The organism is Pseudarthrobacter sp. MDT1-22 (genome assembly GCF_054511035.1).
The window spans coordinates 97,662-122,200 of record NZ_JBTNDK010000009.1 but is presented as its reverse complement, the minus strand read 5'-3'; the positions used below and the strand labels follow the sequence as shown (position 1 = coordinate 122,200).

The window sequence follows — 24,539 nt, the reverse complement described above, 5'->3', positions numbered from 1 at the left end:
CCAGACTGTAGACGGACACAAATCGGGAGTCCTACGCTCGGTGGAACCCATCTGCAACCAGACATCTGGTTCACATTGAGGAGGCATTCTGATGGTTGTTTCCCCCGAAATCTCCCCCTACAAAAGTGAGGCAACACGCGAAGGAGCGTGGGACGCCTACGTCCAAGTGGACCGGGTCCACCGGACTCTGTATACCGATGAGCAAGTCTTTAACGAAGAAATGGTCAAGGTTTTTGGCCACACCTGGGTGTACTTGGCCCATGAGTCGCAGCTACCAGAGCCCAACTCATTCGTATCAACCAAACTGGGGCTGCGGCCGATAGTCGTAACCCGTGACCGCCACGGTGAATTACACGCGGTCTTCAACCGCTGCGCACACCGCGCGGCAACGGTATGCCGCGAGGAATCCGGCGTAGCCAAGAGTTTTCAGTGCCCCTATCATGGCTGGACCTTCAAGAACACTGGCGAGCTTGTCGGCGCTCCCTGGCCCCAGGGATACGGCGCCGAATTTGACAAGTCCAAATTCGGGCTTGGCAAGGTCACCCGGATTCAGTCCTACCGCGGGTTTATCTTCGGCACCCTGAGCGAGTCGGCGCCGTCGCTGCCCGACTACCTTGGAGAAGCAAAACCTTGGCTTGACTACTGGATAGACCGTGCACCGGACGGCGAGGTGATCGTCCGAAGCGCTGCCCACCGCATGGGCTACCGCGGCAACTGGAAGCTTGCCTTCGACAATGCAGGGGACGGCTACCATCCGTCGTTTTCCCATCGTTCGTTACTGGAGATGGCATCGCGGATGGGCGATAGCAAGGACATGTCCTACTTCGGCAAGACCCCCGACGACGGCCCCATGAAGGTCTACTCGCTTGGCAACGGCCACAGCGTCATCGACCAGCGGCCAAACTTTGACGGTCCGGGCAGTATCTGGGCAAATCAGCGTCCCCAGCCCGGCCGGGAAAAGTTCGAAGAGCTGATCCGCAGCAAGTACCCGGAGGACGCCGACCGGCTTCTGGATGTCAGCGCCGGTGCCCAGATCAATCTGAGCATCTTCCCGAACCTTCTGCTCATCGGCAACCAGATCCAGGTGATCGAGCCATTGGGTGTGGAACGGACACAGCTGACATGGAATGCAACATCGATCGGCGGCGTCCCCGAAGAAGTCAACACGATGCGCATGCGCACCCAAGAAGATTTCCCGGCATTCGGCGAACCCGATGACCAGGCCAATTTCGAAGAGGTCCAGCGGGGACTTGCGGTCTCTGAAGAGGAATGGATCCTCATGAACCGCGGTCTGAACGTGGACGGCTGGCAAACCATGGACGAAAACGGTGTCATCGTCACTGCCGTGACCGACGAAATCCACATGCGCGGTTACTACGAAGAATGGTTGCGTCTGATGAACGGGGAAGCCAAATGAGCCAGAAAATCCAGGACTACTCCGACACGTCGAGCTGGTCCTACCACGTGGACGATTCGTTCTATGCGGATCTGGACAACTTCAGGGACGTTCTCAACTCCGACTGGCCCGTAGCCGCCGCCGAAATTGCCCGGCGGGGCGAAGGATTTCTGGCCCAAGAGGCACGCCTCATCGATGAGGGCCGCTTTAATGATTGGCTCGAACTTTTCAGCGCGGATTGCCTTTACTGGGTGCCCATCACTCCTGGCGGAGGGAATCCCCGTTTGGAAGTTTCACACGCCTTCGATGACTGCCGCCGACTCACCGACAGGGTCTATTGGCTCCGGACCGGGCTGGCCTTTAGCCAGATACCGCAGTCCCGGACCCGCCGGGTCATCAGCAATGTAGAAGTTCTGGACGAGCCCTCAAAGGGGCTGCGTTTCATTCGGTCCAACTTCATCGTGAACGAGTTCCGCGCCGGGGTCCACAAGACCTACAGCGGATGGTACGGGCACGTGCTGACCGCCGGGGACGAAGGTTGGCGTATCCGGCTCAAGCAGGCCAATCTGCTGGACTCCGAACACATCCATGAGAACCTCACTCTGGTTTTTTAGGGCCGACGAAGAAATGACTGAGCACAGCCAACAATCCACTGAAGTGGAGTCGCTGCGACGGGAAAACAGCATGTTGCAGCGGAAGGTACGGCGTCTGGAGCGCGAGGCCGCAAGCATGCAGCCTGTTGTAGCCGAGGTCAAAAGGTTGAAAATCTGGGATTTCACTCCATACGGGGTCATACCAGACGATTCCTGGCTGGCTCTGGACCGGGCCAGCGCCACAGAACTCATGCGCGCCCTGGCCGGAACTGACCACTGGCGGCCTTGGCAGTCCCGGATAGAACCACGGCCCCAGCCATGAGCACGTTCGGCCGGGAGGTCTTGGTGATCACTCACTTCGACGGCGCAGACCTGTCCTGGATAAACCTACTCATCCGCGAGCAGGGCATGGAACCGGTCCTGGTCCGGCCGTTTGCCGGCGCACTGCTTCCGGAACCGGAAAACGCGGCAGCGGTAATCTGCCTCGGCGGCCCGCAGAACGCCTATGAGGACACGAAGCACCCGTTCCTCATCGACGAACAGAAATTTCTGCGGCGGGCTGTTCAGGAGCACGTTCCCGTGCTGGGAATCTGTCTGGGCGCACAAATCCTGGCCACGGCCCTCGGGGGCCAGGCGATCCCTGGCAGCCATGGGCTGGAATGCGGATTCATCGACGTTCTGCCCGCACCGGACCACCCTGGGAGGCAACAGGCCGGGCTTCAAGGCCGGTTCTTCTCCTTCCACACCGACAGCTTCATTCCACCGCCGGAAGCCGACCTGCTCGCCACGTCAAACCAGTACCCCCAGGCCTGGCGCCTCGGGTCCGCACTGGCCATCCAGTTCCATCCGGAAATCTCCCCGGCGGGAATACGGCAACTACTCTCCATCGAGGAAACGAAACTGCGGGACCACGGCGTCGACGTTGACGGTCTCCTGACGGAGGCAGAGTCAGCACACGACGCCGCCTGGGCTGAAGCCCAGCGGGTCGTCGGCGGCTGGCTCGCCAGCCCCGCGAATTTCTAGAAACACTCCACTCCTGCAGCGCAACAGCGCTTCAATCGCTGTGCCTAATTTTAAGGAAGCGTCATGACAAGTAGCAGTAAGTTCATCCAGAAATACAACCTCTACAGCGAGGAGCAGCTGGAGGCCGCAGAACTCAGCCGGCAGGCCCTGGATGCCGGGGGCATTGAGATCGTCCGGCTCGTCTTTCCAGATCAGCACGGGCTGCTCCGTGGCAAGTCCCTGACCAAGGAGGCCTATTTGGCCGCGCTGGAATCCGGAATCGACATCACCATGGCACCGTTCTTTTTTGATACGGCCAACGCGATCGTCATGAACCCGTTCTCCGCTGACGGCGGATTCACGATTGAAGGTCTGGGTGGAAGCCCCAACGTGAAAATGGTCCCGGACCCCGGCACCTTCAAGATCCTGCCATGGGTCGAAGAAACCGCCGTCGTCATCTGCGATCTGTACATGTCTAACGGCGAGCTGTTCCCCTTCGCCCCTCGCTCAATCCTGAAAAAGACACTTCAGAAAATGGCTGACAACGGCTACCGCCTCATCGCCGGCATTGAAATGGAATGGTACCTGACCAGGATTGTCGATGACATGCTCCAGAACGGATCTCTCGGTGCACCCGGCTCACCGGCCGATCCGCCGAAGGTGGCACCCGTCGCCCGCGGGTACAGCTACTTGCTCACCGATCACCTGGACGAGATCGATGACATCCTGCGGCCGATCCGTAAGGCGCTCGTGTCCATGGGTCTGCCGCTGCGTACCCTTGATGACGAGTGGGCACCCAGCCAGGTGGAGACCACATTCGACATCCTCGACGCCCTGGCCGCCGCCGATGCCGCGGTGCTGTTCCGGATGACGGTCAAGCAGATTGCCAAGCGCAACGGCCACCTCGCATCATTCATGTGCACGCCGGCCATCGAGGGATTCTATGCCAGCGGATGGCACCTGCACACATCGGTCGTGGACATGGAGACGGGCGAGAACCTGATGGTGCCGTTTCTGGACGAGCCGCTGTCGGGCCTGGGCCAGAACTATGTCGGCGGCACCCTGGAACACGGCATTGCCGCTTCCGTCTTCACCACGCCCACCATCAACGGCTACCGTCGTCGTCGGCCGTATTCGCTGGCACCTGACCGGCTGACCTGGGGCCAAGACAACCGTGCGGCGATGATGCGTGTGATCTCAGCCCCGGGTGACCGCTCATCGCATGTGGAGAACCGGGTGGGTGATTCCGCCGCCAACCCGTACCTCTACATCGCCGCCCAGGCGGCCGCCGGGTTGGACGGAATCCTGAGCAAGACTGAACCAGGCCCGCTGAGCGAAGACCCGTACAGCCAGGACGTTGCGCAACTGCCGACCACACTGGCGGACGCAATCGACGCCCTGGACGTCGACACCTTCTACCGGGAAGCTTTTGGCGATGCCTTCATCGACTACATCGTCACCATCAAGCGGAGCGAAGTGTCCCGTCACGCCAGCTGGGTTGCCGAGAACCCCGACACCGAAACATACGTCAACGGCGTGACGGACTGGGAACACCGCGAATACTTCGAGTTGTTCTGACCCGTTCCAACAGTGCTGCCGCATGCCGGCACCGCCCCGTTCCGGGAGGTGCCGGCACGCCCCGGACAGATAAGTAGGACTAACCCATGCCAAAGATCATTCTCCGCTCCCCAGACGGAAGCGAACACACACTCGATGCCCGTCTCGGAGCATCAGTGATGGAAACTGCCGTGAAACATGGAGTGCAGGGCATCGTCGCAGAGTGCGGCGGAGCTCTCTCCTGTGCCACATGCCACGTCTACGTCGCCGAATCCTGCATCGGCATGACCGGCCCGGCCGACGATTTTGAAGACGACATGCTGGACGATGCAGCCGCCGAACGTAAACCCAACAGCCGGCTCTCCTGCCAGATCCGCATGACCGACGAACTCGACGGCCTCGAAATCGACATCGCTCCAGAACAGTGAGAAATCCATGACCAACAAGCACCCCGGAAGCCGCACTGCCGGCACACTCATCGTCGGTGCCGGCGAAGCCGGCCTACAGCTTGCAGTCTCCCTCCGCCAAAAGGGTTACACCGATCCCGTGACCCTCGTGGGCGCAGAGGACGAGGGTCCGTACCAGCGCCCCCCGCTCTCTAAAGCCTTCCTGAGCGGCGACATGGACGAAGTTAACCTTGCCCTGCGCACTGAGGATTTCTACGCAGAGAACGGGATCCGAGTCCTGACCGGAACCCGTATCACCGACATCACCTTCGATGAGGAAGGATCGGGCGGTCGCGCGACCACCTCCCGCGAACATGCCATACCCTTCGCCAAGCTCGCGCTCACTACCGGATCCAGGCCCCGCAAACTGAACGTACCCGGAAGCGACCTTGACGGTATCTGCTACCTCCGCGGCATCCCTGATGCCCGAAGCCTGCGCACCAGACTGGCCAACGCCGGCCGGGTGGTGGTTATCGGCGGTGGCTTCATCGGGCTCGAGGCAGCCGCAGTGGCGCGTCAACGAGGACTCGAGGTCACCGTCGTTGAGACCTTTGACCGGCTCCTCCAGCGTGTCGCCGCCCCTCCGATCTCGGACTTCTATAGGGCAGCCCACCAAAGGCGCGGCATCCAAATCATCCTCGGATCAGGTGTAACGGCCCTGCATGGCACCGACAGGAAGGTCTCCGGCGTTGAACTGTCCAACGGGACCATCATCCCGGCAGACCTCGTCATCGTCGGTATCGGCGTGGAACCCCGCACTGAACTCGCCGAAAAACTCGGCCTGGACTGCGACCGCGGAATCATCGTAGACAACGGCGCACGCACCAGCAACCCGGCCATCGTCGCCGCCGGGGACTGCACCATCCAGCCCCACCCCCGCTACCCCGCCGAAAGCATCCGCCTGGAATCAGTCCAAAACGCCGTGGACCAGGCCAAGATAGCAGCCTCGTCACTTCTAGGTGAACCGCGCCCCACACCCGCTGTTCCGTGGTTCTGGTCAGACCAGGGAGACCTGAAACTACAAATCGCCGGGCTTTCCAACGGATACGACGATTACCTCGTCCGCGGCGAGCCGGACACCGAACAATTCTCCGTCCTTTATTACCGTGACGGACGCCTCATCGCCGCAGACGCCGTGAACAGTCCCCACGACTTCATGGCCGCCAAACGCGCCTTGACCGCGGGATCGAGCATCGACCGTTCCAGAGCCACCAACACGGACCTCCCGCTCAAAACCCTCATCGGGGAACCAACCACAGAAAGCCTGAGGAATTAGCAATGTCACCACACGTCACCGAATTTGATGCCACCGCCGCCGAGTCCGGGGAAAAGGCCACTGAACGCTTTCTTGAGAACCAAGGCACCACCCTGGAGACACCCAAGGAAAGGGTAAGCCAACTGGCGACGGAGGTGCTGACCGCGGTCCATGATGTGATCCGCCGGCACAAGATCACCTACGACGAATATCAGGCCGTGAAGGGGTGGCTGATCCAGGTTGGTGAGGACGGCGAGTGGCCGCTGTTCATGGATGTCTGGGTTGAACACGTGGTGGAGGAGGTTGCGACCGACCACCGCGAAGGTTCCAAGGGATCCATCGAGGGGCCATATTATGTACCCGGCTCCCCGAAACTGGCGGCAGCGTGCACCCTGCCGATGCGCGAGGACGAGCCCGGAACACCACTGCTCTTCCGCGGACAGGTCACCGATGTCAGCGGCCATGCATTGCCTGGCGCCAAAATTGAGCTCTGGCATGCAGATGACCTCGGATTCTACTCGCAGTATGCTCCCGGACTGCCGGAGTGGAACCTGCGCGGAACCATCATCACCGATGACAACGGCCATTTCGAAATCAACACCGTTCAGCCGGCACCCTACCAAATCCCGACTGATGGTTCCTGCGGCAGACTGATCGAGGCCGCGGGCTGGCACGCGTGGCGTCCGGCCCACCTGCACCTCAAAGTCTCTGCACTCGGGCACGAACTGCTCACCGCCCAGCTCTACTTCCAGGGCGACGAACACCTGGAGGATGACATCGCCACGGCAGTGAAGCCCGAGCTGATCATCGCTCCGAGCCCGAAGGCTGACGGAACAGGAAACGAGGTGTCCTACAACTTCACCCTGGATTCTCTGGGCATCTGACAAAGGGTTCACCAACCGGCTCAGAATCCAACTGCTTGGAGGCGATCAATGGAGATCCGGCACCTAAAGTACTTTCTGGTCCTGGCGGAGGAACTGCACTTCAACCGTGCGGCGAAGCGACTTCATATTGCGCAGCCGGCACTCAGCCAGCAAGTGCGCCTACTCGAAAAAGAACTGAATGTAGAACTGTTCATCAGGACCACAAGACAGGTGGAACTGACGCTCGCTGGGGCTTCACTCAGGAAGCATGCCCTGGAGATTCTGACGAACGTGGAGTCCGTGAAGGATCTTGTGGCAAGAGTGGCCACCGGCGAGACGGGAAGACTCACCCTGGGGTTCACCGGTTCGGCGACGTACGATCTTCTTCCAAGGATCGCGCGCGCCGTCAGGGAAAAGATGAGCGGGGTTTCGCTGGTTCTGCGCGGCGAGATGGCCACAGCCAGTCAGATCGAAGCGCTACGGTCAAACGCCATCGATATTGGATTCCTGCGGCCCCCCATTTCCGAAGAGTTCCATCGGAGGGTTGTACGGACCGATTACCTTTCGCTCCTCATTTCTGCCTCCCATCCGCTGGCAGGCGAAGAGTCGATCGACTTGGCACACATGGCCAATGAGTCGTTCATCCAATACAGCCCCAGCGCCGACCCAGCCACTTTCACCATCGTTTCGAGCGCGTATCAACAGGCCGGCTTTGAGGCGGATGTACACCAGGAAGTCGATGCGACCTCAGTCATGGTCAGTCTGGTCGCGGCTGGCCTGGGAATGGCGCTGGTGCCAAATTCCGTGAGCCACGTGCGGGTCGACGGCGCCGTGATCCGGCCCCTGTCGAGTCCGATTATCCCGATGAACCTGGTGGCGGCCTGGCGGGTCGGAAATGATCTGCCGGCCATTTCACGCTTTCTTGAAATATTGGATCAAGAATTCCCAGTCAGTGCTTAGTGGTTTGCATTACCTGATTGATAAGTTGCGCTTATCAATTCTCCGCTAATCGATACCTATAACCCCTTGTTGAGACGGCCTGTCTCCTGATGTACTTTCATCACCCTAGCCGGTGCGCTCGAATTAATAGCCCGCACCTCGAAGTATTTGCAGCTTCTTCGACGACTTCAGCGTCGGACCCCTGCGGAAAATGCCGTTCTAAATGTATTCCTCTTGAATGACTATCAAATTCCAGAGGCATTTCCGAAATCAAGATTAAACCTATTAAGGACGGACAACATGTTCCGCAAAAAAAGTTACCTCGCCGCAGCCGCTCTCGCCGCGACCCTGTCCCTCGCCCTGTCAGCCTGCGGTGGGACCACGAACGCCGGCACCACCTCCGGACAGCATATCTTCACAGTGGGAATGACACTGCCGACGGCGCAGAATTCGACCATCCAGGGCATTGCCGATGGCCTCAGGGCCGAGCTCGAACAGCACGGCGGAAAACTCATCACGGCTGACAGCCAGTTGAGCATCGACAAGCAGATCGGTGACATTGACCAGTTCATCACGCAGAAGGTCGACGCCATAATGGTGTTTCCCTTGGACTTTCCCACGCTGAAGAGTGTGCTTGGCCGGGCGGACAAGGCCGGCATCCCGCTGTTTGCCCACGACGCGCTGATGGAGGACGCCGGCGCCGAGGCCCTTGCCCCCATTCGGGCCGAGGTAGTGACCGGGCGGAAGCAGCAGGCTCAGGAGGCAGCCAAATTCATCGCGGAAAAGACGGGTGGCACCGGTGAAGTCGGCGCGATCGGCATCGCGGCCCCGGTGACCACAAACGTCTACCTTCTGGACCAGTTCAAGGAGCAACTGAAGGCGCACAATGGGCTGGCTTTCGTTGGTCAAAAGGGCAACCCGACTGACGACGCCGCTGGAGCGCGGCCGTTGGCCGAAGCCTTCCTGACCCAGTACTCGGCTCTGTCCGCGATCTTTACGTACAACGATCCCAGTGCCATCGGCGCTGCAGCTGCAGCCAAGGCAGCGGCCAAGTCCAAGAAGATTATCGTGACCGGCTTTAACGCCAGTCAGGACGGACTTGATGCCGTGAAGAACGGAACCATCGATGCAACGTGGGACTACAAGCCGGTAGAGGTGGGCCAAACCTTGGGCCGTCTGATCCAAACCTCAGTGGTGGAAAAGAAGCCGATCGGGCACTTCTACCAGATGGACGTAAACATTGTCACACCGGAGAATGTTGCTTCGTTCGTGCCGTGGTCCGAACGGGTGAAACAGATCGCCGATGGAAAATACCTTGGCCTCCCCATCAATTAGTGTCCGCCGTTCCAGCGACTCGGAAGGACCATGATGCTCGAGATCAATAGCTTGGTGAAGACGTACCCGGGCACGACGGCGTTGGACGGCGTAAGCCTTTCAATCTCCTCCGGCGAAATACTCGCCATCGCCGGCGAAAACGGCTCCGGGAAATCAACCCTCATGAAGATTGTTGCAGGCCATTTAGCGGCCGATTCCGGCCAACTCCAGGTTGACGGGAAGGCAGTGAAGTTCAGCAGTCCCAGCGATGCGGTTGCGGCGGGTATAGGACTTGTGGAGCAGGAGCTGGCCGTCGCTCGTCACCTGACCGTTGCCGAGAACATCATGCTGGGGGCCCTTCCCACGCGGCGCGGAATCGGGTTGGGAGTCGACTGGACGCAGGTCCGGAAACGTGCCAGGGAGATTCTGGATGTCCTTGGGATTGATGTCGATCCGAAGGCCATCGTGGGGCAGCTACCCATCAATATCCAACAACTGGTGGCGATCGGCAGTGTCCTTGCACGCCGTCCCCGCCTGATGCTGCTGGACGAGGCAACCAGCTCGCTGTCCGAAGATGAGACCGACCGGCTGCTTGGCACCCTGCGGCGGCTCAAGGAGGACAACGGCATGGGGATTGTATTCATCTCCCACCGCATGCGTGAAATGCGCGAAATCGCCGACCGGATCGTCGTCCTTCGGGATGGGTGCGTCAGCGGTGCGGCCCCCATGCGAGATGTCTCAGATGGGGACGTCGTCAAGATGCTGGTCGGGCGCGTTCTGGATAATGTCTTCACGTCGGAACGGACGGTCACTGAACGAATCGTCCTCCAGACTGAGGCTTTGTGCGCTACCGAATTCATCGAAGACGTGACCATGACGGTGCACGCAGGCGAAGTGGTTGGCTTGGCCGGGCTGATGGGCTCCGGCCGCTCCACTCTGGCCCAGACCATTTTCGGCGCCGTCCCGCGGACTTCCGGGACCGTCAGGATTGACGGGCGGGAGGTCAGATTCACGCACCCCGCCCAGGCGCTGAAAGCCGGCGTCGGGTTCGTCGGGGAAAACCGGAAAGCTCAGGGAATCTTTCCCGGCAGATCCGTACGGGAAAACATGTCCGCCGCCAATCTGGCCAAGAACTCCCAAGCGGGAATCATGTCAGCGACACGTGAAAAAGGTCTCACCCGAAAGGCCATTTCAAAATTTGGCGTTAAATGCGCAGACATTGAGGACCGCATTGAGGCGCTTTCCGGCGGCAATCAGCAAAAAGTACTGCTGGCTCGTTCTATCGTTCGTGAACCGAAACTCCTGATCCTCGACGAACCAACGCGCGGCGTTGATGTCGGAGCTAAGGCCGAAATCTACGAACAGATCGCCCAGGCCGCTGCCAAGGGTATGGGCTTTTTGGTGGCCTCATCCGAGCTCACAGAACTGCTGGGCCTTTGTGACACCATCTACGTCCTCTCACAGGGACGAATCGTGGGACACCTCGATCGGGAATCAGCAACAGAAGAGCGCATTGCCGCGTTGGCCTTTCATTCAGAACAAGCTAAGGAAGTGGCCTGATCATGGCAATCTCAACACCGCAGACCACGAATTCTGCCAAGAACACCCCTGCAGCTCAGAAGCCGGCAGCAAAGATCATCTCCTTCAGCCCAAAAATCACACTCTCCATTGTCCTTGTTCTGCTGATCATCTTTTTTGCCGCATTCCAGCCCAACTTCCTGACCATGGAAAACTTTGTAAACATCCTGCGTCTTCAAACAGTTCCCCTGATATTAGCCGTGGGAATGACAATGGTCGTTCTGACAGGCGGCGCTGATCTGTCGATCGGATCCTCCTTGGCACTCTCGGGAATCCTCGCGGGAACGATGTATCTCGCCGGTGTCCCCGCGGTGGCCGTCATCGCCATCACCCTGCTCGCAGGCATCGCCTTGGGCCTCCTTAACGGCGTCCTGGTAGGCGTCCTGGGCATGTCATTCTTTGTGGTCACCCTGGGAACGCTGTCCGGATATCGAAGTCTTGCCCTGGTGGCCTCGGAGGGGAAATCCATCCAGCTCGGGGATGCGCCACTGTTCCTCCAAATTGGTGACGGAAGCCTTGGGCCCCTGCCCATTCCGGTGCTGATCGCCGCCATCGTGGTGGCCCTTGGCTACTTTGTCCTCGCTCATACGAGCTGGGGGCGCAAGATCTACGCGGTCGGCTCCAGCAGGGAAGCGGCACGGTTGGCCGGCATCCGGGTCCAACGTGTCCTGCTCTCCGTCTACGTGACGTCTGGCCTGCTGGCTGCACTGGCGTCCATTATTCAGATGGGCAGACTCACATCAGCCTCCCCCGTCGTGGGCACCGGAATCGAACTGCAGGTCATTGCCGCCGTACTACTTGGCGGGACCATCATGTCCGGCGGTTCCGGCGGGCTGGGCGGTACGGTCATGGCCGTCCTCATGATGGGTGTGCTCCAGAACGGCCTGACACTCTCCGGGGTCCCGGACTTCTGGCAGGGGGCCATCACCGGAACCATCCTCATCGTGGCCGTCTACATGGACCACGTACAGCGACGCCGCCGCGGCCTGGGCGCCGTTTGACGACCTTCCTGAGTCGGTCGCCGCGAAATGAAGAATTGCTGAAAATCCTGAGATTTATCTAATGAGGAGCTCGAAAAATGGTTACATCAAGTTTACTGACTTCGGCCTTTAGCCCGCTAAAGAAGAAGATACGGGACGGTCGGATCGAGGCCCTGTGGGCAGAGATGAAGTCTGAAGGCCTGGGCGCACTGATCGTGGCAGGACGAGGACTCATCACCCAATACGGGTATCTCGAATACGTGACAGGCTACTGCCCGCAGGTTCGTCTCGCGTATGCAGTAGTCATTCCCGGCGAGGAACCGATCATGGTCCTACCCACCACCTCCGATGCGTGGTTCGCCAAACAGGCCACACAGTTGGCAGACGTCAGGGCAGCGGGCCAGGGTGATGTGATCTCTGACCAGGACAGCCTTCCCCAGGTGATCGCCGCCGTCGTCAATGAACACCACGCCGACGGCGGGAAGATCGGGGTCGTCGGCCTTCGTCACATCGTTCCCGTCGGAGACTACGAAATGCTGCGGGCCGCCCTGCCAAATGCGCAACTGACTGACGCAACCGCACTGGTGGGCCGGATCAAGGCCGTGAAGGTCCAGGAGGAAATCGATGAAGTCCTGCGGTCCGCAGTCATTGCCGATGCAGGCCTGCAAGTCTTCCACGAACGCGCGGCCGTCGGAGTTTCCGGCTGGGAGTTGTGGGGGGACATGCAGCGCGAGGTCCGCCGGAGGGGAGCGCGTGAGGTCCTGATCATGGTGGGGACCAAACCGTACTTCAACGACGTTCCAACGGCTGATCCGCTCGTTGAAGGCGATCTCGCCAGCGTCTATGTGGAAATCACGGGGCCCAACGGATTCTGGGTAGAGAAGGCAAGCCTGTTCGCCATCGGCCAGATCAGTAGCGAGAAGCGCCGTATGGCCGAGACCACACTGGCCGCCCATGAGGCCGCGCAAACCCAGATGCGGGTGGGCAAGACTGCAGCTGACGTAGCAACCGCGATTGAAAAGATTGCGGCGCCGGAAGGCGTCGATTTCGGGATCTGGCACGGTCATGGCGTTGGTATCGACCATGACACGCCCGTCCTGACCGAGAGCGACAACACGATGCTGCTCGAGGGCATGGTCCTGGCATTGCACCCGAATTTCGTGAATTCACAACTCACTGAAGGGGCAAGCGTCGCAGATACCTTCATCATCCGGCAGGGCGCTCCCCTGCAGGCTTCCAACATTGCTCAAGAAATATTCCAGATCGGAGAGGGAAACTAATGTCCTATCAAGTTGGTGTCGACGTCGGCGGAACGTTTACAGATTTCCTGCTGGTCAATCAGGCAACAGGCGCGAAGCGCCAGCACAAGACCTCGACGACTCCTGCGGACCCCTCCAATGGGATCCTGAACGGGCTGTCGGAATTGGCGGTTCTCGAAGAGCTATCGGAACAGGATTTCTTTTCGCAGATTGAGCTCATCGTGCATGGCACTACCGTAGCCACAAATGCGGTCTTGACAGGGCGGGGCGCCAAGACGGGGCTCATCACGACAGAGGGGTTCCGCGACATCCTGGAGATGCGCCGCGGCATTCGGAGCCGAAAGCACCTTTACGACAACAAGTACGTAGCGCCAGCACCTCTTGTGCCCCGGGATCTGCGTAAGACTGTTTCCGAGCGCGTAGATGTAGATGGCAGCGTCGTAACACCCCTGGAGGTGGAATCACTTCGTCAAGCAGTCGCGGAACTGGTCGCCGAGGGCGTTGAGGCCATCGCCGTCTGTTTCGTCCACTCCTATCAGAACGCGGCACATGAGCAGGAAGCCCGGAAGATCATCGAAGAGTGTGCGCCGGGGGTCTTCCTGTCCATCTCATCTGAAGTGCTGCCGCAGATTCGGCTCTACCCACGGATCAGCACCACGGCCATGAATGCCTACCTTGGCCCTGTGGTTCAGCGGTACATGAAGAAGATTGTTGGGCGGTTGGCCGAACGTGGCGCTCACGGGACGCTGATGGTGATGCAATCCAACGGCGGAATCACGTTGCCCGCGACCGTGGCCCATCTGCCAGCCTCAATAACGATGTCCGGGCCTGCGGCCGGTCCCGTGGCCGCATTGGCCTACGTGGGACAGCGCGGCTGGGCAGACTGCACAGTGGTTGATATGGGAGGCACAAGCTTTGACGCCTCCTTGGTCAAGGACGGTGAAGTCCAGATCACCCGTGAAGGCGAGATCAACCGCCATGTGATCTCCCTGCCGACGACGCACGTAAATACCATCGGCGCGGGCGGCGGATCCATCGCCTGGATCGACGACGGCGGCATGTTGCGCGTGGGTCCGCAGAGCGCGGGCGCCGATCCGGGGCCCGTTGCTTATGGCAAGGGCGGTGAGGAACCAACCGTCACGGACGCCGGCGTCGTCCTCGGGTATATAGACCCCGACTATTTCCTGGGCGGACGGGTAAAGCTGCGGAGTGATCTTGCGGCCGCAGCCATTGCGAACAAGGTAGCCGGTCCGCTGGGCCTCACCGTCGAAGAGGCAGCTGCCGGTATCTACGAGATGGTCAACCTGGAGATGGCCGCGGGAACCAAAAACATTTCCGTAGAACGAGGCTACGACCCCAGGGAATTCCCGATGGTGGTGGCTGGCGGCGCCGGACCCGTCCACGCGGGCATGATTGCCCATGAGCTCGAGATACCTGTAGTGGTCATCCCGCGACTGTCCTCGGTGCTGTGTGCAGCGGGTATGTTGATGGCCGACCTGCGACACGATTTTGTCCGTGCTTTCAGTACCAGGTTCTCGCAGATCGACCTGAACCGGGCCCACGCGCTGATCACGGAAATGTCACATGAGGGCGACGCGCTGCTGGACCTCGAAGGGGTTGCCGCTGAGGATCGCGCCGTCATCGTTTCTGCCGACATGCGCTACATCGGACAGCACCACGAGGTTATTGTCAGCTTCAACGCCGGAGATTTGGATCCAGCGGATCCGGCCGGGCCGGGCAGGGTCGCCGAGCTTTTCCACTCCCGGCATGAACAGCTGTACGGCTTTTCAGCCGCCGGTGCCGACCTGGAGATGCTTAGCCTCCGGGTGGCCGTGGTCGGCCGCAGGCCGGCGCTAGACCTCACTGAGACTGCTGCCGGATCCGAGTCTGAAGCTCCTCCCAAGGGGCGCCGCGACGTCTACCTCAAGTCGCTGGGCCGGAAGGAGTCGGTGCCGGTTTACGACGGGCAGTCACTTCCTGTGGGACAGCAGATTGTAGGCCCGGCCATCGTTGAGGAACCAACCACGACGGTGTTTGTCCCGGAATTCTTTGACCTTGAGCTCGACGGCTCGGGTAGCTACGTCATGACGCGAAAAAACTTTGACGCCTCGTCTCTGCTCACGGAAGGACAAAAGTAGACATGTCACAGGTACAAGCACAGGCGAGGAAGGCTCTCAGCCCGATTCTTACCTCAGTCATAGCCAGCCGGATCAAGGCTATTGGCGAACGTATGGGCGTGGTGGTTGAACGCAGCACGAGATCCCCCCTGCTGGTGGAGGGCCGCGACTTCTCTTTGGGCATTTATGACCAGGATGGGCGGCTCATCGAGCAGACGGAATACATTCCGATCCTTGGCTATGCCGCTGCGCCGGCGATGCGCCATATCGCCGAAAAATTCAAAGGCAGAGTCAAGCAGGGAGACGTGATTCTCCACAATGATCCGTATACCGGCGGCAATCAGGCCTCCGACTGGAAGGTCACCAAGCCGGTCTTCCATGAGGGGGAACACATTGCCTGGGTTGTCATTACAGCCCATCAGGCCGACGTCGGCGGCGCGGTTCCGGGGTCATACAACCCCAACGCCACGGATCTCTGGCAGGAAGCGCTCAGGCTGACTGCAGTCAAGGTCTACGACGGCGGTGTCCTGCGCGATGACGTATGGGACCTGATCTTCGGCAATGTCCGTCTTGGCGTCGTTGCAGAGGACATTCGCGCAATGATCGGCGCTTGCACAGTTGGCGAACGCGAACTCCAGGTTCTGGTGGAGCGCTACTCAGTTGAGACATTCAAAGCCGTCGTCGACAGCATGCTCGACTCTGCCGAGGCCATGGCCCGTCAGATCATCACCAGGATGCCGGATGGTGTCTATAAGTCCCAGTGGCAGGTCAATTACGACGGCATCACCCCTGACAGCACCATGCAGATCAGGGTTGAGATTACGGTCAAGGGCGACCAGCTCGTCTTCGATTTTGCCGGAACGGATCCTCAGACACCCGGATACGTCAACGCGCCTTTGGCGGTGACCCTCTCCTCCGTCATGATTTCCTTCTTTATGTTGGCGGATACGGAAATTCCGCACAACGACGGCATCATGCGTTGCATCGAGGTCAAAGTACCCGAGGGCAGCATCCTGAATTGCCAATATCCGGCGGCCTCAGGATTCGGTAACCACCTTTCAGACCAGATCTGTTCAGCCATCATGCTGGCCTTCTCCGAGGCCCTTCCGGAGCGCGTAACCGCCGGCTGGAACCCGCTGCTGTGCTCCATTCTGAACGGGCAGGAAGATCGGAACGATTCACCCTTCGTGGACATACTCATCAACGCCTGCAAGGGCGGCGGAGGCGGGACCCAGGGTGCCGACGGTTACGACCATGTGGGGCTCATAGCTTCCGGCGGCGCGCTCGGGGCGCAGGACCCAGAGATGTTCGAACTGATGATGCCCATCTTCATTCGTAAGTTTGAATACCTGCAGGACTCCGGCGGCGCAGGAGAGTGGCGCGGCGGGCTGGGGGTCGAGTCGATCTTCGAGTTCAAGGCCCCCAGCATCCAGGCCAGCATCTTCGGCGACGGCGATACAGACGAATCAGCCGCGCCAGGGCTCAACGAGGGGATGCCCGGCTCGGTGAACCTTATCGAATTCACTTACCCGGACGGTGACGTAGTCGTCCCGAAGTCTAAGGATCTGATCACAGGGCTGCCGGCTGGGACGCTGTATCGGCAGCTCGCCGGCGGTGGTGGCGGATTCGGAAATCCCCGAGTGCGTCCAGCCGAACGGGTAGCTGAAGAAGTCCGATTCGGATATGTGTCCGTTGCCTCAGCCCGTGAACACTACGGTGTTGTTGTTGATGAAGCGGGGATAATCGATCAGGTATCCACTGACGCACTTCGCGGCGTCGCATAGCAGAGGGTTCTGGGACGCCAGCCGCTGGCCCGGGCACCACGGTCCGGGCCAGCGCGTTGAAGTATCAAAATTCGTTGGCCTGCGTCCCTGGCCACTATGCAATGTCGGATCTGGCGCACCTGCGTCTCTCGCGAACGTACAGCACGTCCCCCGTTACCTGCGTCTCTCGCGAACGTACAGCACGTCCCCCGTTACCTGCGTCTCTTGCCGGCTGAGGGTGCTTCACGAGTGCACCTGCATCTTGCGCGCGTTCAGGGCTCGTTGTGAACTCACCTCCGCGTCTTGTGCACACGGATCCCCGCTCTCTCGTTCACCCGCCAGCCGGCATTGGACCCCCTCTGGCTTCTCCTGCTAGCGCGGTCCAACTGGGGCGGCTGCCCACAGCCGCGAAAAACCCCCCCCTCGGATCAGGCCGGACCTCCCGCGCGGGAGTGCCGAGGCGTTGACAAGAATTCCAAGCACATGGCCTGTGGTCAGGGCGTCAGGACCAGTCGCCCGACGCTATGAACCACGCCGCTGCCCCGATGTGGCTTGGCCAAACAATCGCGACCTCATCGCAAAGCGACCAGCCCCCGGCCACGTGGGCAGGACTGCCGCGAGAATCAGGAAGAACGTACGGAGTCGTTGGAGCTGCGTGTCCACTTGGCCAAACACCTTACCGTCACCAGCGACACTGGGCTTGAGACCTTGGGCCGCTGGACATCGCCTAGCCAGAGCTCCGCCCCCCAGAGACCTAACATTCCGGGCGAGCCCGGCAACGAAGACGTGGGGGCAACGCTCACGTGTAGAACTACGACAACCGGTACTTCAACGATGGCGCCCGCCGGGGCGCGTCACACACCTATCAGCCACTCAACCATTTTTCACTCGCGATGGATGTGGGCCAGTAGGCTTCAACTGCAGGGATGGCACCCTCGAGTCCGGTTAGACCGGCTTCTCGGCCTGCAGCTTTTTACGCTTGCGCCGCAGCAGGTGGTGGCCAGGTCGGTGGTGAACCAGAGCCAGATCGCCACTACAGCCCAGTACAGCACGTTGAGTGCGGTAGCTGCGTAGTCGCTCATTGTGCGCGGCAATGGATCACCTGCCCATTCTTATTGACGCTTGTGATTTCGATTATCCGCCCCGGCGCGTGGCATGGCCACAGAGGACGTCGGTAGATAGGGGGTGGGGGGAGACCCTAAACCGGTATCGGCCCCCTCCCGGCCGTGGTAGCGCCTGGGGTCGCGTACGGGTTAAAAAGCAACTGAAATAGGTTGATAAAGTGATTGATCAGCCGGTATGGGCTTCGATCCAATCCAGTACCTTATCGATGGTCTGGCGCCGCATGGGGGTGATCTGCTTCGCGCTGGTGAACCTCCAGGACGCGGACGCCATGGTTCTGAGTTTGGGACGGAACACCTTCTCCGCCGGTCAACCGTCGTCGTGGCCGCGCGCCTATGTAGACGCCCCGGCCCGGCGAAGCAAGCCTAACCGAGCTGCTCCAGCCGGGATCTCAACCGGGCAAATACTTCCGACGGCGCCGCCGGATGCGGCTGCACCAGGGGCGGCGGCTCCGGCTGCTGCTGCTGCTGCTCCGCCCGCTCCTCGGCTTCCTGGAAGTCGCGGACCCATGCGCCCTTGTCCTGGGCGGCGTACCACCTGCGGGTCCCCGTCCACTTCCGCCAGTAGCCTCCCCCCGCTGCGGGGCCAGGGGACTCCGCCCACGGCTTCGGCGGCTCAACGCTGCCAGCGCTGCCGGTCGCCGCTCCACCGGCCTGCTCCAGCTTGGAATTCAATCGGCCATATACCTCCGCTGGGACCGGCTTCGGCTTCGCCAGCACCGCCAGCTTCGGCTTCGGCTTTTTGAAGGCCATGAAGAGGAAAATTAAGAAAGCCGGGATACCGACGTAACAGAACAGCACCCAGAGCAACATCAAAAGTAGCGTCTCCATGGCCAACGTTAACTTCTAAGCGGTCCATTACGGAAGGGTCCGGCCTTGTCGGCACCGGTCCAATACTTCTCCCCGTTCTCGGGAGTGGGCGGGTTAAATGTGGCCTCCGGATCTGCAGCCGTTGTGGTGGCGACGGACATACAGGTGGCATGCTCCATTGCGGCGCGGAGTAATGCGTAGTGGTAACACCGCCACTGGACGGTGGCAGAATCATCGGCGCTGGGGCCTCAGCCTCCCGCTCGAGCGGTGAGCTTTCGAAATGCACGCCGGATCAGGCCGTCTCATCCCATCCAGGCATGAACAATGCCTCCCAGGCCATGCGCCCGACCGGTTTCACGCACTCCTTCGCTGCCGGTCAACGGCGCGCCAGCGGCCCTTTTGGTGACGCTGTCAGCCGACGAGGAACTTCCGGTGCCATACACCAGCACCGTTGTCAGAAATACTCCGCACAGGGCCTGTCGCGTGGCATTCTGGCACGTATCGTGGGAGAAGTTTCGCGCCACCGCGGGAGGGTCCGGGCACAGCCAGGTGGGCGGCACCGACACCGCTGGCTGGAGGCCATGCACATGTATCCCTTCGGCCCTGCCAAGCCAGGCGGGCCTGGAAGCCGCTTCGCCAACGGCAACATTGTTATTGTGCCGTTGGGGCGCGACGGCACGCTCGGAATCGTGCTCACCACTTTCATGCGGGAAGGGCAACGGCCCGAAGAACCGGAATAACGTCGGCCCAGTCCTTCGTTTCGCAACTGTTCAACGCCGGGTCCTGGGCGTTTCTATTGACGCTGTCAGGCGGGGACGGGCTCCTGGGAGCCGTGCATGGCTACCGGTGTCAGAATTTCCCCGTACAAGGCCGCTACTGACTCATGTCGGGGCGGACACCGACCGAGAACTTGGCCCCGCTACGCGGTGAGTCGGAGCGCCACTTTCCTGGCCTGGCGCGAGGAAACCTATCAACGATCGGCTGGCACTCGTGGCAGGGCTGCTTGGTGACCCTGGAGAACCCCAGCTGGTGTCCCCACGCAGCCTGCGCGGCGCAAGCGCGGCAAAGTCCGAGACGCTCATAGTGGCGTTTTTTGGTTTCAAAGGACTTCGCCTGCCGGAGAGTTTCAACGCGATCCTGGGCGCGATGGGACATGGAAGCTTTCATGGTGGCCTCGGGTTCTTGTCGTTTGGTTGGTTGCATTTGACACTGAGCAATGCGAGAAATCGTTGAGTTGCGCGGAGCTTGCTCCGCCCTCCGGGCTGCGCGGCGCTCCGCTGGCCTTCACAGCCGAATCGATGGTTCGGTTGCGGACCGGCTCGGATGACCTTGCCCTCAAGGCAAGGGTCATCTCTTTCCTTGACCAGGAAATGGGCGGCCAGGGATGGAGTTGCCTGGTTCTCCCTTCCTTCGGGAAGGGTGCCCCTTGTTTTAGGCAAGGGGCACCAAGGATTCATCCCACTCAGTGCGGGACCGGTAGAGAGGTAGTTGCTGTTGAGGTAGTTGTTATTGAGGTAGAACTACTGAGGTAGTTCTCCCTGAGGTAGAAAGCTGAGGTAGTTAGGGGCGGGTATTTCCGGGGTCCCGGGAAAGGAAACCAGGGGTGCGGGCAGACGACCTTTTTGGGGTAGCCCCCGGGCTTCTGGCCACCCATACATGGCCTTACCCGGGTGCCGCCTCAGTGATTTCTTGGGTGTTAGTAAGGCCGCCTAGTAAGAATCGGGGTCTCCGCTCCAGGTCTCAAAGACCAGTGGCCTCGCCGGCGCCTCCTCCGCCGTACTGGTGATCGGGGGCGCAGGGGCTTCCTCCACGACGGGGGCAGGGACGGTGATGTAGTAGTCGATTGAGCTGTTGAACTTCCGCACCTTCCGCAGATATCCGGCTGCTTCTGCATGGCCCGTGTGCTTCGAGACGGTTTCCCCGGAGAGCCCCACGGCCGTAGCTATCTGTTCTACGGTCGGGAAGGCCTTCCCCGTCTTGTTGTTGGCGAAGGTGGCAATCGCCCAGCAAGTCGCCCTGACGCCCGACGGCAGATTGGACTCCCTGATAGCTTTCCCGTACTGCAAAGGACGTGATGGCTGGCTCGGTACTACGCTCACAGCTCTTCCTCCGGAATCAGGAGCGTCCAGCCGTAGACAAACGGGTCGTCGACGTCGCGGTCGAGGTATCCCTCCAACTCGAGTTCTGACATGATCTCGAACACCGCGAGATCCCTCCTGTCGCGCCCAAGCGCGGCGTTGATGCGCTGCCAGTCAGTTAAGGCCACGCGGCCGAAACCAACGGAGCGGGCCATCACGCTTGCTACGGCGAGTGCTTCGGACGGCAGACGGTTGTCGAAGGCGATCTCGCGAAGCCAAAGGACCAGGAACTGGTTCGTTTCGGCGACCACCAGGCTGATGCCGGTGTTCTGTTCGGCGCGCCGCGGCTCGTCGGTTTGCGGCGGAGGGCCGACCTCAGATGAGGACAGATCGGTCAAGTGGGACATTGGTTACCTCCATTAGTGGGGAAGAAGACATGGCCGATGCGGCCTGAAATGGTCAAATAATTAGGACGAAGGAACGGACTGGCCTCCTGCCTTTGGCGGCGGGGATTTCTCTCGCCGGCTTCGGACCAAATGAGAGTCCCGCTAGTGCCGGCCTTCATGGGTGGACATGAAGGCGTCTAGGGCTGCGACCGAGTAGCGCACGAGACCCCCCACCTTGATGTATCTCGGCCCGCGCCTCGCATTGTTGGCGAGCCAGGATGAGGGCACGTTCAGGTAGCGCGCCGCTTCCGCCCGGGTCAGGTAAATCGAGCGTGAAGCGTCCGGCTCCGGGACGTCGAGAAGTTGCCCTCCGTGCGGTTCTGCCATGGCGTCCTTCCAAGTGGTAGTCTTCGATTCAAAGCTTGTGGGTTTAAACGGAACGACATAAACTTAGGGAGATGGAATCGAAGTTGTCAACTACGGACCGAAGAAGATGACTATGAGCCACTACTGTGAGGTTATGAAGTCCGAAGACGCCAGTCCTGCCCTCCGGAAGCTCACCGAGAATTTCGCTCGGCATATGATCCACGGGCTTCCTCCGACGGAGCGCATCGACGAGACGTTTGTTCTGCTCGTCTGCCCTGCGGGCGACGACTGGGCAATTGGCCTGAGGATTGACTTCAGTTCGGAATCATGGTCCATCGCTGAGGTCGTGGCCCTGCCGGCGGGGCCAGTACGGACGCTTCCCGATGCGAACAGTGTGGGTGTGCGGTCCTACGTTGAAGCCGCTGTCGACAAGGCGAGGGCTAGGCGGCGAATAGGGGCGGAGCAGTTGATGAAGCTGAGAGAAAATGCCGAGTTCATTCAGGAACGCTTTGAAGCGTGGCGGGACAAGGCTTCGCCGAAGAGCAACGTCGAGTACGCGGCGCTGGCGGCCAAGTACGCGGAGCAGATTCGTGAGGGCAACACCCGAGCCACGGCAACCCTTGCGGACCTGGTGAATATGTCGCCTTCAGTCATGGCGCAGCGGATCAAGGAGGCCCGGCGACGGGCACTCCTGACCCCTGGTGAGCGGGGCAGGGCCTCCGGTGCGCTCACTCCGCTTGGGGTCCTTTATGCCGATCCCGAATTCCCTGGGGTCTCCCAGCTGAGGGCGGCAGGCATGACCGAACGGCGAATTGCTGACAAATTTGGAATAAGTGAATCGCTCGTGTGGCGGGCTATCGCCGCATCGCATGGTCCTGACGAAGCGGAGATCTTCCCTGAAAGCGCTCAAATGTCAACGGAAGTTTTTTTGCCTGAATACGGTCGGGGGGAGTAGGCATGGCAATTCGGAAATTGGATTGGGCTGTTTCGTATTCGGCGGTCTCGGGAAAGCGGCTCCGAAACGAGTACGACATTGAGGTCAGGGCCCGGGATTTTGCGGCCCGGCAGGCGACGCGCGCGCGCGACCTGCGCCTAGACCCGCCGGTCGTCTCCCGGCTGAGGCCGCGGCGGTGGGAGGCCGGCTATCAGGACCCCCAAGGCAAATGGAAGACTCGCCGGTTTGCAACCCGAGAAGAGGCCGCCGAGTTCGTTGAGGACCAGGCTAAGTCCGTAAGGGCCGGTACTTACATCGATCCCAAATCCGCGGCGGGAATGACTGTCGCCGATCTGCATGGAGTATGGATCGATCGAATCAAATCGGCAGGTGCATCTGGCAGGCGCCCTGCGACGCCCAAGACGGTGCAGGGCTACGAGTGGCTGTATTCCCGAATGATAAAGCCTCATTGGGGGGACTACCCACTAAGTAGGGTGACATATTTAGGTGTCGCCCGGTGGACGCAGACTATGAAGGGGGTCGATGGCACTATCGCTAGCCCTGACACAAGGGCAAGAGCATCCAGGCAACTGTCAAGAATGCTCGATCACGCGGTCGGACTAAGAGTTTTGGGAATGAATCCTGCCAAGGATGCCGCCGGAGAACGAGACTACGTGCCACAAATGAACACACCCCGTCAGTCTGTTTACCTCACTCGTCCGCAGCTTGAACGGCTCGCTTTATGCTCCGGCCGATACGAACTCCTGGTCCGCTTCACTGGACTTACAGGCCTGAGATGGGGGGAGGTCACGGCGCTGGTCATCGGGGATCTCGATCTGGGCCCCAGGCCCTGCGTTTCCGTTTCCAAGGCCTATTCGGAGGTGAACGGTCGGCTCGTCCTCGGGGAAACAAAAGGCCACGCGGCCCGTGAGGTGCCTCTTCCAGCTTCACTTGTCGCGGATCTCCTTGCGCTAGTGGAGGGGAAGCCGGCACGGACTTTGTTGTTTCCATCCTCTCAGGGTTTGCCCATGCGCAACTCCAACTTCACGAGGCGATACTACGAGCCGGCCAGGCTGCTGGCGTCGACAAGTCTGAGCCGAATTCAGGCTGCTTTGGGTATCACTGAGACGAGGCGCGGCCAGCCAGTGTTCGGCGACGTTACCCTTGCGGCACTGACCGGCTTCCAGTATGACCGCGGGTTACCAGATCTCGGAGCCATCGGCCCGGGAACTTGGACGGAGCTCGCATCCGAAGCTGGCGTTACGGATGAGCAGCGTGATTTGCTTCTTCGGTCGGCAGGGATCGTACTCCTTTATGGGGACATGGACTTCAGGCCGCCTGTGTTCCATGACCTGCGACATACGGCTGTCAGTTTGTACCTGTCCGTAACCAAGAATGTAAAGCATGTTCAGCGGATCGCTGGTCACAAGGATGGTACGACAACCATCAACACATACGGGGAACTTTTCGATGACGACTTCTTCAAGGCTGCGGCCGGGCTAGATGCCCTGATTCAATAAAAAGATTGTAAGCACCTCTGGTAATCCTCTGGTAATGCAGCAACTCGACCTTGCAGACGTTGAAATCAAGGCTCATTCACCCTCCGACTGAAAATCGAAAGGTCACCGGATCGACGCCGGTCGGAGCCACCACTGGGAAGCATCAGTTCTTCGGAACTGGTGCTTTTCTTCTTTAACGGCCCGTCCTACGACGCGCATACTCCTTGTCGACGCGCAGATTCCCTGGCGACACCGAAATATAGGTGTCGCCAAGGATTTTCCG

Annotated in this window: 19 protein-coding genes; 16 read left to right on the top strand and 3 right to left on the bottom strand. The window is 60.3% G+C overall.

Features of this window, described 5'->3' with window-relative positions:
• Positions 1–91 precede the first annotated feature (91 nt).
• The 14 genes from ACX80M_RS09655 to ACX80M_RS09590 all read left to right on the top strand — a co-directional run bounded on the left by ACX80M_RS09655 (position 92) and on the right by ACX80M_RS09590 (position 17,083).
• Positions 92–1,417, top strand: coding sequence for an aromatic ring-hydroxylating oxygenase subunit alpha (locus ACX80M_RS09655; protein ID WP_459309465.1), 1,326 nt, complete (start codon positions 92–94; stop codon positions 1,415–1,417).
• On the top strand, positions 1,414–2,010 hold the full coding sequence (locus ACX80M_RS09650; RefSeq protein WP_459309464.1) for an aromatic-ring-hydroxylating dioxygenase subunit beta: 597 nt from the start codon (positions 1,414–1,416) through the stop codon (positions 2,008–2,010). Before ACX80M_RS09655 ends, ACX80M_RS09650 begins: the two co-directional genes overlap by 4 nt.
• Positions 2,011–2,307: 297 nt before the next feature.
• Complete coding sequence (locus ACX80M_RS09645) at positions 2,308–3,012, top strand: type 1 glutamine amidotransferase (protein ID WP_459309463.1); 705 nt, start codon at positions 2,308–2,310, stop codon at positions 3,010–3,012.
• 63 nt (positions 3,013–3,075) lie between these two features.
• Positions 3,076–4,569, top strand: coding sequence for a glutamine synthetase family protein (locus ACX80M_RS09640; protein ID WP_459309462.1), 1,494 nt, complete (start codon positions 3,076–3,078; stop codon positions 4,567–4,569).
• 86 nt (positions 4,570–4,655) lie between these two features.
• On the top strand, positions 4,656–4,976 hold the full coding sequence (locus ACX80M_RS09635; protein ID WP_459309461.1) for a 2Fe-2S iron-sulfur cluster-binding protein: 321 nt from the start codon (positions 4,656–4,658) through the stop codon (positions 4,974–4,976).
• 7 nt (positions 4,977–4,983) lie between these two features.
• Complete coding sequence (locus ACX80M_RS09630; protein ID WP_459309460.1) at positions 4,984–6,270, top strand: NAD(P)/FAD-dependent oxidoreductase; 1,287 nt, start codon at positions 4,984–4,986, stop codon at positions 6,268–6,270.
• A gap of 2 nt (positions 6,271–6,272) precedes the next feature.
• Entirely contained in the window at positions 6,273–7,133 is an 861-nt protein-coding gene (gene catA, locus ACX80M_RS09625) for a catechol 1,2-dioxygenase (protein ID WP_459309459.1), read from the top strand.
• A gap of 48 nt (positions 7,134–7,181) precedes the next feature.
• Positions 7,182–8,072, top strand: coding sequence for a LysR substrate-binding domain-containing protein (locus ACX80M_RS09620; RefSeq protein ID WP_459309458.1), 891 nt, complete (start codon positions 7,182–7,184; stop codon positions 8,070–8,072).
• 279 nt (positions 8,073–8,351) lie between these two features.
• Positions 8,352–9,386: a sugar ABC transporter substrate-binding protein gene (locus ACX80M_RS09615; protein WP_459309457.1), complete on the top strand. Its 1,035-nt coding sequence runs from the start codon at positions 8,352–8,354 to the stop codon at positions 9,384–9,386.
• Between the two features lie 30 nt (positions 9,387–9,416).
• Positions 9,417–10,925, top strand: coding sequence for a sugar ABC transporter ATP-binding protein (locus tag ACX80M_RS09610; protein WP_459309456.1), 1,509 nt, complete (start codon positions 9,417–9,419; stop codon positions 10,923–10,925).
• 2 nt (positions 10,926–10,927) lie between these two features.
• Positions 10,928–11,944: an ABC transporter permease gene (locus ACX80M_RS09605; protein WP_459309455.1), complete on the top strand. Its 1,017-nt coding sequence runs from the start codon at positions 10,928–10,930 to the stop codon at positions 11,942–11,944.
• A gap of 77 nt (positions 11,945–12,021) precedes the next feature.
• Complete coding sequence (locus tag ACX80M_RS09600) at positions 12,022–13,203, top strand: M24 family metallopeptidase (RefSeq protein ID WP_459309454.1); 1,182 nt, start codon at positions 12,022–12,024, stop codon at positions 13,201–13,203.
• Positions 13,203–15,320: a hydantoinase/oxoprolinase family protein gene (locus ACX80M_RS09595; protein WP_459309453.1), complete on the top strand. Its 2,118-nt coding sequence runs from the start codon at positions 13,203–13,205 to the stop codon at positions 15,318–15,320. The genes ACX80M_RS09600 and ACX80M_RS09595 overlap by 1 nt, the downstream gene beginning before the upstream one ends.
• Positions 15,321–15,322: 2 nt before the next feature.
• Complete coding sequence (locus ACX80M_RS09590) at positions 15,323–17,083, top strand: hydantoinase B/oxoprolinase family protein (protein ID WP_459309452.1); 1,761 nt, start codon at positions 15,323–15,325, stop codon at positions 17,081–17,083.
• Between the two features lie 1,466 nt (positions 17,084–18,549).
• Here the strand turns inward: ACX80M_RS09590 and ACX80M_RS09585 are convergent.
• The 3 genes from ACX80M_RS09585 to ACX80M_RS09575 all read right to left on the bottom strand — a co-directional run bounded on the left by ACX80M_RS09585 (position 18,550) and on the right by ACX80M_RS09575 (position 21,478).
• Positions 18,550–19,014 (bottom strand): hypothetical protein, encoded by a 465-nt coding sequence (locus ACX80M_RS09585; RefSeq protein WP_459309451.1) that lies wholly within the window; start codon positions 19,012–19,014, stop codon positions 18,550–18,552.
• A gap of 1,688 nt (positions 19,015–20,702) precedes the next feature.
• Positions 20,703–21,092 carry a helix-turn-helix domain-containing protein gene (locus ACX80M_RS09580; RefSeq protein WP_459309450.1) on the bottom strand — a complete coding sequence of 130 codons (390 nt, stop codon included), beginning with the start codon at positions 21,090–21,092 and terminating at the stop codon, positions 20,703–20,705.
• The gene (locus tag ACX80M_RS09575) at positions 21,089–21,478 is read right to left on the bottom strand and encodes a hypothetical protein (protein ID WP_459309449.1); all 390 of its coding nucleotides are present in this window, start codon (positions 21,476–21,478) and stop codon (positions 21,089–21,091) included. The genes ACX80M_RS09580 and ACX80M_RS09575 overlap by 4 nt, the downstream gene beginning before the upstream one ends.
• 499 nt (positions 21,479–21,977) lie before the next feature.
• Between ACX80M_RS09575 and ACX80M_RS09570 the strand changes: the two genes are divergently transcribed.
• Positions 21,978–22,778 (top strand): hypothetical protein, encoded by an 801-nt coding sequence (locus tag ACX80M_RS09570; RefSeq protein WP_459309448.1) that lies wholly within the window; start codon positions 21,978–21,980, stop codon positions 22,776–22,778.
• Between the two features lie 2 nt (positions 22,779–22,780).
• Complete coding sequence (locus ACX80M_RS09565) at positions 22,781–24,277, top strand: hypothetical protein (RefSeq protein WP_459309447.1); 1,497 nt, start codon at positions 22,781–22,783, stop codon at positions 24,275–24,277.
• Positions 24,278–24,539 lie beyond the last annotated feature (262 nt).

Excerpts from the sequence above, each read along its gene's own strand:
- ACX80M_RS09655 (WP_459309465.1), top strand. The coding sequence starts at position 92 with ATGGTTGTTTCCCCCGAAATCTCCCCCTACAAAAGTGAGGCAACACGC.
- ACX80M_RS09650 (WP_459309464.1), top strand. The coding sequence starts at position 1,414 with ATGAGCCAGAAAATCCAGGACTACTCCGACACGTCGAGCTGGTCCTAC.
- ACX80M_RS09645 (WP_459309463.1), top strand. The coding sequence starts at position 2,308 with ATGAGCACGTTCGGCCGGGAGGTCTTGGTGATCACTCACTTCGACGGC.
- ACX80M_RS09640 (WP_459309462.1), top strand. The coding sequence starts at position 3,076 with ATGACAAGTAGCAGTAAGTTCATCCAGAAATACAACCTCTACAGCGAG.
- ACX80M_RS09635 (WP_459309461.1), top strand. The coding sequence starts at position 4,656 with ATGCCAAAGATCATTCTCCGCTCCCCAGACGGAAGCGAACACACACTC.
- ACX80M_RS09630 (WP_459309460.1), top strand. The coding sequence starts at position 4,984 with ATGACCAACAAGCACCCCGGAAGCCGCACTGCCGGCACACTCATCGTC.
- catA (WP_459309459.1), top strand. The coding sequence starts at position 6,273 with ATGTCACCACACGTCACCGAATTTGATGCCACCGCCGCCGAGTCCGGG.
- ACX80M_RS09620 (WP_459309458.1), top strand. The coding sequence starts at position 7,182 with ATGGAGATCCGGCACCTAAAGTACTTTCTGGTCCTGGCGGAGGAACTG.
- ACX80M_RS09615 (WP_459309457.1), top strand. The coding sequence starts at position 8,352 with ATGTTCCGCAAAAAAAGTTACCTCGCCGCAGCCGCTCTCGCCGCGACC.
- ACX80M_RS09610 (WP_459309456.1), top strand. The coding sequence starts at position 9,417 with ATGATGCTCGAGATCAATAGCTTGGTGAAGACGTACCCGGGCACGACG.
- ACX80M_RS09605 (WP_459309455.1), top strand. The coding sequence starts at position 10,928 with ATGGCAATCTCAACACCGCAGACCACGAATTCTGCCAAGAACACCCCT.
- ACX80M_RS09600 (WP_459309454.1), top strand. The coding sequence starts at position 12,022 with ATGGTTACATCAAGTTTACTGACTTCGGCCTTTAGCCCGCTAAAGAAG.
- ACX80M_RS09595 (WP_459309453.1), top strand. The coding sequence starts at position 13,203 with ATGTCCTATCAAGTTGGTGTCGACGTCGGCGGAACGTTTACAGATTTC.
- ACX80M_RS09590 (WP_459309452.1), top strand. The coding sequence starts at position 15,323 with ATGTCACAGGTACAAGCACAGGCGAGGAAGGCTCTCAGCCCGATTCTT.
- ACX80M_RS09585 (WP_459309451.1), bottom strand. The coding sequence starts at position 19,014 with ATGGAGACGCTACTTTTGATGTTGCTCTGGGTGCTGTTCTGTTACGTC.
- ACX80M_RS09575 (WP_459309449.1), bottom strand. The coding sequence starts at position 21,478 with ATGTCCCACTTGACCGATCTGTCCTCATCTGAGGTCGGCCCTCCGCCG.
- ACX80M_RS09570 (WP_459309448.1), top strand. The coding sequence starts at position 21,978 with ATGAAGTCCGAAGACGCCAGTCCTGCCCTCCGGAAGCTCACCGAGAAT.
- ACX80M_RS09565 (WP_459309447.1), top strand. The coding sequence starts at position 22,781 with ATGGCAATTCGGAAATTGGATTGGGCTGTTTCGTATTCGGCGGTCTCG.